This window comes from Paenibacillus sp. S29 (genome assembly GCF_049319765.1).
GTDB classification, from domain to species: domain Bacteria; phylum Bacillota; class Bacilli; order Paenibacillales; family Paenibacillaceae; genus Paenibacillus; species Paenibacillus polymyxa_B.
Map to the genome: position 1 here is coordinate 56,821 of NZ_JBMOUI010000012.1, position 10,773 is coordinate 67,593.

Sequence of the window (10,773 nt, forward strand, 5' to 3'; positions counted from 1 at the left end):
GCATTCTCCTCCTCAAAACTGATTTCGATTCTTGAACAACAGATACAAGAAAAACGGTGCTCCTACCCCGGCGGTAAATACCCCTGCCGGAACATCGAGCGGCAGAAATACCGTACGGGCAATCAGATCAGCAGCAAACACAAGCAGGGCACCGACCAGTCCCGAAACGATGAGCATGCTGCCAAACATGCGCCCTACCAGCTTCCGGGCAATATGCGGCGCAATCAGACCGACAAAACCAATCGTCCCCGCGACAGCTACAGCAGCCCCGGCCAGCAGTACACTGCACAGTAGCAGCGCTGAACGATGACGCTGTACAGTGACCCCCAGCCCGGTGGCCAGATCATCCCCGAATTCCTGTGCGTTCAGACTGCGGGCAAACCAGATCGCCACCGGAAGCACGATTACAATCACCGGGATGATCGTTCTAACATCGGTCCACGATGCGCCATACACACTCCCCGTCAGCCAGATATACGCCTGACCAGCCGTATAGAATGGACTAAGGATCAGTATGAAGGTCGTCCCGGCCCCCGTAATGGCTGACACTCCGATTCCAATCAACACCAGCCGAATCGGGCTAACTCCTTTTTTCCAGGCAAGAAGATAGATGATGATTGCGGTAATCATCGCCCCCATAATGGCAAACAACGGCAACAGCTTGATACTGATGGTTCCACCCAGCAGGGTGACAAAACCTACAGCGGCAACGGCAGCTCCTCCCGTTATCCCGATCACATCCGGTGAAGCGAGCGGATTACGGATAATCCCCTGCAATAGGGCACCGGACATGCCTAGTGCTGCACCCACAAGCAACGATAACAGCACACGCGGCAGCCTTAGCGTCAACACGACAAAGTCATGATCACCTGCGCCCAGACCGAAAATCGTCTGCAGCACATTCAGCGGAGATATAAAATCATTACCCACACTGGTTCCTGCAATGGATGCAATCAATATCAAAACCATACAGATTCCGATAATGAGCAGCGATTTGCGCTCCATTTGCAAGGATAGCGTATCTTTTTTATTGCGAAAAGTAATCATCTTCCTCATATCTTCGTCCCCCCTTTGCGGGCAATATAGACGAAGAAGGGACCACCAATGAGCGCTGTCATAACACCAAGCGGAACTTCCTGTGGCATGATGATCAGCCGTGCAACCACATCCGCCGCCAATAACAAAATGGCGCCGCCCAGAATACAGTAGGGAACAAGCCAGCGGTAGTCGTTGCCTACAAACGCCCGCATGATATGCGGTACGACTAATCCTACCAGACCAATCGAACCGGCCACCGCAACAGAACCACCGGCCAGTAATACTGTAACGGCTCCCATAAGTACCTTAACCAGTAGCACGTTCTGTCCCATGCCTTTCGCGATATCATCACCGGTCAAAAGCAGATTGATCGCCCGACCCATAAACAGGGATATCACAGCGGCAACCGTCATATATGGCAGTACAGGATAAAGCATATCAAGTGTTCGACCGCTCACTGAACCTGCAAGCCAGAACAACACGTCCTGTAATCCCGTTCCATCCAGCACCAGGATTGCCTGTGTGAACGAAGCAAAAAGTGCAGAGATAGCGGTACCCGCCAGCACAATCTTGATGGGAGTCAGACCATCACGACCGATGGACCCAAGCGCGTACACAATCACTGTTGCGAAGGTTGCCCCAGCAAAACCAAACCACATCATCGTACTGAGCGAGGACACCGACAGCACCACGATGGCAATAACGATAAAAAAAATGGCACCCGCATTGATCCCAAACACACTTGGTGAAGCGAGCGGATTACGAGTTAGCGCTTGCATGAGTCCTCCCGCCACCGCCAAACTTGCACCAACAACAACGGCAATAATTGTGCGTGGCAAACGTTCTGTCAGAAGTACGACGTGCTCCACGGAGCTTTCGTCATAGTGTTGTAGTGCATTCACTGCTATTTGAAATGTGATGTGTGTACGCCCCAGTATCATGCTGGCTACACAGGCGAGTAATAGCAAAATGAATAAGCCGGATAGTCCATAAATTTTCGTACTTGCCTTCGTAAAAAGGGGAAACATATTCTCACTCTTTCATCCGTGAAATGCAAAAAGACCTGCCTGCCCATACGCTTCGTATACGAATGTCCTGGTACATGGCAGGTCTTGCTCCCATTAGTTCAGATTGAACTGCTTGTATAGGTCGTCCAGCATCATGTTGGCCGATGTGTATCCGCCCCCCATGTTCCAGGCCACTTCATCAACCTGTACTAGCTTATTATTCTTCACTGCATCGAGATTTTTCCAGAGCGGACTGCTGGTCCAATCCTTATAGTTTTTCTCAATAGCTTCTGTTTCCGTGCCTGAATTGAAGTTGAAGATCATATCTGCGTTCATATCCGGGATGTTCTCTTTCGAGGTCAACTCCACCCCCCAGGTGTCTTCATCATGTCCAGGCGGTCTGGTAAATCCAAGCTCTTTCAATATTTTTCCGGCGTATCCCATATAGAAAATGCGAACCTGATCGGCTCTAAAATTCGTAATAGTCGCTTCAATGGGAAGACGGTCACCCATTTTGCCTTTAAAATCCGCTACCCTTGCATCCCAATCAGCAAGCAACTTGTCCGACTGTTCCTTCATATTCATCGCTTCACCAGCCGTCTTTACCGTCTCTTTCCAGTCAAACAAAGTCTCGGTAACTACCGTTGGAGCAATCTGGGACAGTTGATCATAGATATCCTCATGTCTTGTTTTGGTGGCAATGATTAGATCCGGCTTCAATTTGTTGATCTCTTCCAGGTTCGGCTGTGATTCCTGACCTACTTGCGTCACACCATCCAGATCATCTCTCAAATATTTATATACGGGTTGCTGAACCCAGGATTCCACAACACCCGTTGGCTTAACACCAAGTGCAACAACAACATCATTGGCACCCTGGAACAAGGTTACAATCCTCTTCGGAGTTCCCTTAACTGTCGTTTCACCCATGGCATGTTTGATAACTCTGGTCTGCTCGTCCGCACCACTGCCTGCTGCATTGCTCTCATTACCACTTGCAGACTTACTTGAAGGGTCTGTTGTCCCTGTAGTTCCACCCGAGGCACAACCAGCCAGCACCGATATCAACAGAATAAGTGCTGTATAAATATGTAGCTTTTTGGTCAATCCAAACATGTAGTCCAACTCCCCCTTTTCATTCTAATTGATATTAAAAATCATTATCAATTGTATTGTAATTCAGTTGGGTACATTGTTCAAGCATATTGATACTGCTGCGGAAGAACTCCCCATGCCCCTGGTTTCATGTTGAAAATCTCCTTGTACAGTAAAGGCTTGGATGAATACAATATGCTCAGTATACAAAAAGGCGTAACCCACGATAGTTGATGGGTTACACCTTTATAAGAATTCATGACCTGTCTTCAAAAGACAGCTAGCTCAGACAAACACACCGATTAAGGTGTATGCCTGCCTACATATTGATAAGTACCTTTCGGGTATAGTTTCATGATATTTGAGTACATATGCGACCGTATTAAATTCATTTGGGTTATAGAAATGACCCTCTTGATTAAAATAGGCAACATTCGTCACATCCATGAAATCGTAAAAGGAGCTATTTATGATCAGATACGGTATTACTGGATTAACCGGATATAGTGCTATGCTGGATACGTTCATACGGTTCGTGTTTTTCATGAATTGGTGAACCTCCAGCTCATATCCTTCTATTTTATGAGAGAAGTCACATTCTCGGTTGTAAAACAATTGCAGCACGATGCGACCGTCTCCACCATCGACATATTGTGAAAAAAACAAAAGAGATGCCTCCTGTGGTTCCTGATGAACCTGAAATATAGTCGCTCTGCCAGCAACTCCTACGACCTACTTAAGTTGGACTCTTAAAAAAGTCAAATAATGGGGTCCCCATGCCATACCTGCCAGCAACGTCACCATCAGCACTTTTTGCCATTCTTTATTCGTTTCTTGATTCATCAGACTATCCCCCGTAAACGGTTCATTCTTGTTATTAGTGAAAAGATCTTATCATCCGCCTCTGAACCAATTCTGAACAATATTAAATTTTTTTCGCAGTCTGGGTTTTGTAACAAATGAAAAAAGAGCGCTCAGCCAGATGGGCTAAGCGCTCTAAAACGTTGATGTACAGGCCGTGTCAGGAAGCCGTAGAATTCCATTGAAAGGTAGCCGCGGACTTGGATGGAAGGGTAGATTTGAAAACCTTATTTCCCTGCCGAACCTTAAATGTCTTTGTGTTCTCTCCCGTATTGGCGGCAATCAGGACAAGCGTACCGTCGGGGTTGCGATAGGCGACCGTTTCAATACTCCCACTATAATGTGTAGAATCAATACGTACCGCACCTGGACGGACGAATTTGCTGGCGTGCCCAATCGCATAGTACTCCACATTTTTCGTAACTGCACCGCTTAACGGGTCGATGGTTACTACACCTCTACAGTTGGCGCAACCCCCATTGGTCGGACCCCCGGACGGGTCAAGTGCGATATTCCAAAAGAGGACATTTTGCGACCAGTTTCGGGGTGCACCAATGATCAGCTTGGACATATCCCAGCTCAAATTATCTCCAAAGCCCGGACTCCACGCTCCCCCACTACATTCTGTCATATATACAGGCTTATCAGGAAAAGCATTATGCACATCTGTCATCGCTGTGGGCTCTCCTTTGTAGCAATGAAAGGCCGTTCCGTGCGTATAGTTTCGAGCCTGTTCATCTCCTAACACGGTCTTGGCATATTCGCTCCCTGTATCCCAGTTATGGTCAAAGGCAATAATGTGAGTAGATAAATGGTTTCGATTTAGGGTGGGACCCAGATATTGTTTAATAAAATTCGCCTGTTCTGCTGCTCCCATACTCATGCTGGGATACTTGGGCGTCGTGAATTCCGGCTCATTTTGAATGGAAATCGCCTGAATCGGAATTCCCTCGTTCGCATAAGCCTGTAGATAACGAACAAAATAGTCAGCATACGCCTGGTAGACGCGCGGATCGGTATAATCCAAATACCAGCCGTTATAAATCTGCTCCCCATATTTCATCCAGGGCGGAGCTGTCCATGGGGTTCCCATAATCTTTAAATCCTGGTTTCTTCTCAGGATTTGCTTCAACACATCGATCACATCCCGATCCTTGGCGATGGAGAAGTGATTCAGCTCATAGTCCTTGCCTGTTGCCACATCGTCATAGGTATAGCTACCAGGCTGTCCCTGTTCATCTACGGAATAATCTGAGGCTCCAATGGTATGGCGAATATAACTTAGTTGAATGCCACTAGCTGTAAACAAATCATTTAGCAGCTGATCACGCTGATTGGCAGACATGCCATGATTCATCAGGTATGCGGACGAACCGGACACCGCTGCGCCAAATCCCTCCATCGTCTGATAATGAATATCTGGCTTAATCTCAATCGTCAGTGTATCCGCATTCGCTGCATTTTCTTTACTGTTATCCTTATCCCAACGGATCGGGGTTTGTTGGGTTAGGCGATTCGCCGGGTCGGGTGTTGTTAGCCACATGTTGACGTTATTTTCTGCTTTCGGCCCCGGAACATTCCGTATAGCCATATTGGCCAGGACCGCACAGATCAAAATGGCTACTGCAGCTATAAGCAGCCAGATGTCAGTACGTCGTTGCTTTTGGAGTTTTTTCATCTATATCCTCCTCTCCCCATCATTATCCTGTCCCCATCCTCCCTACTATTTCAGCTTTCACTTGGGTTTCCCTTTACATACCTGTTGGACGTTTACATACCGATAGCAAAAAGAGAGCCGGTGCTTGTGCCCGTGCTCTCTTGAATATAACCATTTTAAAACAAATGTAACGGGATTACTTTTTTGCTTTTTCTGTAGAGGTTGCCGGAATCGTAACACTTCCTGTCAGTCGTAAATCCTGTGAGGAGCTGCCCACATAAATGGGCACTTCACCCGCTGGCATAACCCATGCTTTGGACTTTTCATCCCAATAAGAGAAAGCTTTCGGGTCGAGCTCAATGCGTACCTTCTTTTCTTGACCCGGCTTCAACTCTACCTTGGACCAGCCTGCCAGTTGACGGGAAGGAGTCTCTACGTTTGTCGGAAGCTTACCGCTGTACACCTGTACAACCTCAGCTCCGGCTGTTTTGCCAGTGTTCTTCAATTTTAGCGAAACTTCGACGGAACTCGTACGATCGGATTTTTTTCCACTCGCATGTTGTTTTGTTTTCAGATCGCTATATCCGAATGTCGTATAGGATAAACCGTGTCCAAAGGAGAACGCCGGTTGAATACCCGATTTCTCATACCCACGATAGCCTACAAAAATACCATCTGAATAGTCACCTATACCGTTCACGCCTGGAAACTTCTCTGGTGAGGACACGGGTGTAGACTGCTCGTTAACCGGGAAAGTTACCGGCAATTTACCAGAAGGATTCACATCACCGAATAAGACACGCGCTATAGCATTTCCTTGCTCTTGTCCAGCAAACCATGCTTGTACGATGGAAGGGACTTTGTCCTGCCATGTATCCATTTGCACGGCTCTGCCACTCATTTGTACGACAATGGTTTTCGGATTTGCAGCCGCAACCGCACGGATCAGCCGATCCTGATTGTTCGGCAGTTCCATATCGGAACGCTCAACATATCCTTCGCTCTCATACGTACGCGTAACAACAATCGCAACATCCGATTTTTCCGCCAATTTCACAGCGTTATCAATCAACTTATCTGACGTATCTGCTGGAGGTTCCCAGCCCAGACGAACCATACCACCGGAATCACGACCATTTGTCGGATAATCAGCGCGGTATTCAATACGTATCTTGTGCTTTTCACCCGCTTTAAGGGAGATGTTTTTCTTCGTAATGCCCAGCTTTTCACCTTGATTGTCCACGAAAAGCTCATCGTCGAGATACAGCTTGCTTGATCCCAAACTGGTTAATGACAATGCATAGTCACCATCCTTGGGAGCTGCAATTGCCCCTGTCCAGCGTGCAGATATCAAGCCGTTCAGTGTCGTTGGTGTATTGGGAACTTTAGGGGACTTCGCATTGAAGCCCTGATAATTATAAAATCCAAGGTTCATATTGACTTGGTCATCATTGCGTACAAGAATCGGATTGCCTTCCATCTTGTTATTCTTCCAGTATTCGCCTCGGAGCCCCTGTTCGACATCTCCATAAGTCGCATATCCAACACTGATATCTTCTTTCTGATCAGATGTAGTCAACAGTGAAGACGGAACAGCAGATGGCCCTGGCATAATGTCTCCTGCAGAGATCGGGTCTGTGCCCGGTGCGTACTGGACGGTAACTCCTTTGCCGACACGATTGCGGATGCCCTCTAACGGACTCACGGTATACGTCGGGTTCACCAACGAACTGCCTCCGCCTGCCACAGTGCCGTTATCTGCATCGGGGCCAATCACAGCAATGGACTTGAGTTTATCTTTAGACAACGGTAATGCATTGTTTTTATTTTGAAGCAGTACCATACTTTCTTCAGCCAATTGACGGGCTGTTTTGCCATGGTCACGGGCATCAATTTGATTATTTTGAGCCGGGCGATCGAATAAACCTTTGCTGAACATTTGCACCAGAATGCGCCCAGCCTTATCATCAATCGTTTTTTCACTTACCTTGCCATTCTTAACAGCCGCCAGCAGCTGATCTCCCCATTTACCATATGGTGTCCCCGGTGTTTCCAGGTCCAATCCGCTATTTGCTGATTCGACTGTACTCAGGTTCGCACCGTAATCACTCATCACGAAGCCCTTGAATTGCAGCTCCTTCTTCAAGAGGTCTGTCAAAAGAGTTTTGTTCTCACAAGCAGACTCGCCGTTGACCTTGTTAAAGGAGCACATGGCCCCTCCCAAATCTGCCTTGGCGATGACTTCTTGGAACGGGCGTATGTAAATCTCATGCAACGCACGGTCACTGACTTTGACATTCGTAGTGAAGCGCTCCGTTTCCTGATTATTCATAAGGTAATGTTTCGCAGTCGCCAAAACAGGGTGGCTTTGTATACCTTTGACATAAGCGGTCGCCATTTGCGATTGCAGCAGCGGGTCCTCACCCATAGATTCAAAGTTTCGCGATCCCCATGGAATACGGGCAATATCCATCCCCGGTCCAAGCGCAACATTATGAGTTGTATTAAAAGCCTCGTCTCCGATCAAATCACCATACTGTTTGGCAGCTTGGGTATCCCACGTTGCAGCCAACGCAATTGGAGCAGGCAACGCAGTAGATTGCTTGTCCTGCACATCTGGATTGGCGATGCGCACACCCGCAGGTCCATCTGCCATCGTCAGCGCCGGAATACCCAACCGCTCCATCGAATTATTATAAAATCCATAGTAATTGTTGACCTTACCAGTCACCAAATCTATTTTTTCTTCCAGCGTCATTTCTTGCAGCAGCAACGCTGTCCGCTTCTCAGCCGACAGGGCCGTGTTCATCCAAGGCCGATCTGTCTGGCTTCCTGCCGCTCCTGCAATATTCATAGGTCCGATCACAACAGCCGCGATAACTGTCATCATCACCATACGGAACAACCATGTTGATTTCACTTTCACGTTTGTAACTCCTCCTTGATGTTAGGTCATGAGGTGAATGCCTATTCAACTCTCACAGGCTTGCAAAGGCTCTCGATCCTGCGAGCTCCGACAAGAATCCAGAGCCACGGGATAAGCAAGCAAGTCAGCAAAAGCCGCAATGGCTCAAGTGACACGTTTACCACCCTACCGTACATTTTCGAAAATTTCATTGAAAGTTTTTGGAAGTACAGCACTAGGACCTTCATTCTTCTCCATAAAAAGAGAGCGCTCACAATTCAGTTAACTGATAATAAAATTACACTTTTGTAACTTTTTAATGACGGTTTTTTAACTAATTTAAATCACAAAAAATGATTCATATGTCCCACTCTTGATTGACTCATATGGCGTTACCTATCGTGCGACCAAAGTCGCTATTTGGGAATTGGAAATACTTATGTATGAGGATTTTGCAAAATCCTGGTATAAAAAAACGCCCACAAACAAAAAATTCCAGAGAACCTGAAAGGTCCCTGGAATTAATATGATTATTCAAACGGATACCGAAGCCCCCACTGTGAACGAATCTGATCCATCAGTTTCATAATTCCTAATGATTCATCCAAAGAAATAGTAGAACTTTCGAGCAAACCTTCGTTCAAGCAACGCCCGACTTCTTCTGCTTCAAAGGCATAGCCTGTAGAGGATCGGTCATCCTGAAAGTTTTGTGCATCTTCACCGTCCACAACTAAAGTAGCCGATGTGCTGTTCAGGAATGACGGAATGTGGATATAGCCCTTTGTTCCATGGATGTATGCCTCATTCGTCAATCCGAGACGGACTGCCCCGTTAAGCATAGCCGTGCGTCCTTTTCCATAATCCAGCAAGATCGAAAATGTCTCGTCAACGCCTGTCTCCCCGATATGAGCAGTGCTCCATACATGCTCAGGTTCAGGGCCGAAGACCATTGAAGCAAAAGAAACCGGATAAATTCCTGCATCTAATAGAGCACCTCCGCCCAGCTCAGGGTTCAAAAGCCGCCCCTCCGGGTTCCAATCTATCCGAAAACCAAATTCCGCCTTAACCAGCTTTACCTCGCCAATGTGTCCCGCATGTATCCACTCCCGCACTTGGCGAATCGGAGGCAAAAAACGTGTCCACATTGCTTCCATCAGGAATAGCTTACGCTCACGTGCAAAGCCGATCATTTCCTCCAATTCTTTGCTATTGACGGTGAAGGGTTTCTCACACAAGACCGCTTTCCCCGCCCGAAGAGCCGTCAGAACATTTTCTTTATGAAAAGGATGAGGAGTCCCTACGTAAATAGCATCTATCTCGGGATCTTGTGCTAATTCCTCATAGCTCCCGTAAGCCCTTGATATTTGATGCTTAGCCGCAAATTCGGTAGCGCTTTCAATAGTGCGTGATCCAACAGCATACCCTTCTCCATTCGTAACATGCGCCAAATCCGCCACAAATTGATCTGAGATCCAGCCTGTGCCGACAATTCCCCATTTAATCACTTTGCTCATACGTGTGTCCCTCCCAGCAATTTGGTTAACGTTGACTTACAACATACCCTTTTATTCTAGCAAACGCCTGTCCTAAACAAAAGAAGCATCTGCTAGACGACGGTTTCTTTTGTGGCCTAGCAGCATCTTCATTTATACCCATTATTGAATGACGTATCTGTAAAACTTTTTATCCACTTTCATGACTGGAAAACCAATCGGCAATTCTCCAGGGGCTATACTAACAAAGCCGTTCTTCTCATAAAAACGATGAGCTGCTACGAATTGTGGTGTTGTTCCAAGATAGATTTCTTCAATAGACCTTTCCCTAGCCCATCCTATGGCATGATGCAATAATTGATTCGAAACATTGAATGTTTTACCTCTATAATTTTGTTTTACAAACATCTTTCTGAGTGCTGTCTTACGGTTCCCAATATCTAACAAAGCTATAGTCCCTACTACGGTTCCTTCACTAAGAGCCACCCAGAAGTTGCCGTTACCACGCTGATAAAAATTTTCAATATCAAGCAAATCTGGCTGATCTTCTTTGGTTATGGCGATATCATATTCATCTTTTTGAATATGTAAAATTAAATCAACAACTTGTGATTGATACTCGGTTGAGTACTCTTTTAGAAAGATATTATTAAACATCGTTGTGTTCTCCTATGATCGTCAATTGTTATACTGTTAGATTCCCATCAAACTACAGAA

At 46.6% G+C, this 10,773-nt stretch carries 8 protein-coding genes; all 8 read right to left on the reverse strand.

Annotated elements, in window-relative coordinates; genetic code table 11:
- Window positions 1-12 precede the first annotated feature (12 nt).
- The 8 genes from ACL9RM_RS19295 to ACL9RM_RS19330 all read right to left on the reverse strand — a co-directional run bounded on the left by ACL9RM_RS19295 (window position 13) and on the right by ACL9RM_RS19330 (window position 10,713).
- Window positions 13-1,056: a FecCD family ABC transporter permease gene (locus ACL9RM_RS19295; RefSeq protein ID WP_250267529.1), complete on the reverse strand. Its 1,044-nt coding sequence runs from the start codon at window positions 1,054-1,056 to the stop codon at window positions 13-15.
- Complete coding sequence (locus ACL9RM_RS19300) at window positions 1,053-2,066, reverse strand: FecCD family ABC transporter permease (RefSeq protein WP_250267528.1); 1,014 nt, start codon at window positions 2,064-2,066, stop codon at window positions 1,053-1,055. The genes ACL9RM_RS19295 and ACL9RM_RS19300 overlap by 4 nt, the downstream gene beginning before the upstream one ends.
- A gap of 93 nt (window positions 2,067-2,159) precedes the next feature.
- Entirely contained in the window at window positions 2,160-3,161 is a 1,002-nt protein-coding gene (locus tag ACL9RM_RS19305; protein ID WP_061830591.1) for an ABC transporter substrate-binding protein, read from the reverse strand.
- 264 nt (window positions 3,162-3,425) lie between these two features.
- Entirely contained in the window at window positions 3,426-3,806 is a 381-nt protein-coding gene (locus tag ACL9RM_RS19310) for a hypothetical protein (protein ID WP_250267527.1), read from the reverse strand.
- Window positions 3,807-4,161: 355 nt separating this feature from the next.
- Entirely contained in the window at window positions 4,162-5,679 is a 1,518-nt protein-coding gene (locus ACL9RM_RS19315) for a glycoside hydrolase family 30 protein (protein WP_250267526.1), read from the reverse strand.
- A gap of 175 nt (window positions 5,680-5,854) precedes the next feature.
- Window positions 5,855-8,584, reverse strand: coding sequence for a beta-glucosidase (locus ACL9RM_RS19320; protein WP_250267525.1), 2,730 nt, complete (start codon window positions 8,582-8,584; stop codon window positions 5,855-5,857).
- Window positions 8,585-9,093: 509 nt separating this feature from the next.
- Window positions 9,094-10,077: a Gfo/Idh/MocA family protein gene (locus tag ACL9RM_RS19325; RefSeq protein WP_250267524.1), complete on the reverse strand. Its 984-nt coding sequence runs from the start codon at window positions 10,075-10,077 to the stop codon at window positions 9,094-9,096.
- Window positions 10,078-10,218: 141 nt separating this feature from the next.
- Window positions 10,219-10,713 (reverse strand): GNAT family N-acetyltransferase, encoded by a 495-nt coding sequence (locus tag ACL9RM_RS19330; RefSeq protein ID WP_250267523.1) that lies wholly within the window; start codon window positions 10,711-10,713, stop codon window positions 10,219-10,221.
- Window positions 10,714-10,773: the final 60 nt, after the last annotated feature.

Coding starts and splice junctions, on each gene's coding strand:
- ACL9RM_RS19295 (WP_250267529.1), bottom strand. CDS start 1,056: ATGAGGAAGATGATTACTTTTCGCAATAAAAAAGATACGCTATCCTTG.
- ACL9RM_RS19325 (WP_250267524.1), bottom strand. CDS start 10,077: ATGAGCAAAGTGATTAAATGGGGAATTGTCGGCACAGGCTGGATCTCA.
- ACL9RM_RS19315 (WP_250267526.1), bottom strand. CDS start 5,679: ATGAAAAAACTCCAAAAGCAACGACGTACTGACATCTGGCTGCTTATA.
- ACL9RM_RS19300 (WP_250267528.1), bottom strand. CDS start 2,066: ATGTTTCCCCTTTTTACGAAGGCAAGTACGAAAATTTATGGACTATCC.
- ACL9RM_RS19330 (WP_250267523.1), bottom strand. CDS start 10,713: ATGTTTAATAATATCTTTCTAAAAGAGTACTCAACCGAGTATCAATCA.
- ACL9RM_RS19305 (WP_061830591.1), bottom strand. CDS start 3,161: ATGTTTGGATTGACCAAAAAGCTACATATTTATACAGCACTTATTCTG.